The 255-nt window shown below is 37.3% G+C and carries 1 rRNA gene; it reads left to right on the top strand.

The window, feature by feature from the left end:
* Positions 1-161: 161 nt before the first annotated feature.
* A 16S ribosomal RNA gene (locus tag GGG_RS20355) occupies positions 162-255 on the top strand; the annotation flags it as partial.

The following is a 255-nucleotide window of genomic DNA, read 5'->3' as shown; positions in this document are numbered from 1 at the left end:
ATCATTAAGAGAATATGAAGAACAACTTGTGTGGATTTTTACTGATTGATCGATCGAAATATTATCATTGATTGAAAGGTTTAAATTACTCGAAGTTTATTTGAGAGAATTTGTCAGGAAATTGATGAGCCAGAATTGTGACCTTAAGTCACTAATGATTTTAACTGAAGAGTTTGATCATGGCTCAGATTGAACGCTGGCGGCAGGCTTAACACATGCAAGTCGAGCGGGGTGATGGTGCTTGCACTATCACTT

The sequence above is a fragment of the Acinetobacter sp. P8-3-8 genome, assembly GCF_000214135.1.
In the GTDB taxonomy this organism is placed as follows: domain Bacteria; phylum Pseudomonadota; class Gammaproteobacteria; order Pseudomonadales; family Moraxellaceae; genus Acinetobacter.
The sequence above is the reverse complement of the archived record's forward strand: the minus strand, read 5'-3'. Positions and strand labels throughout refer to the sequence as shown.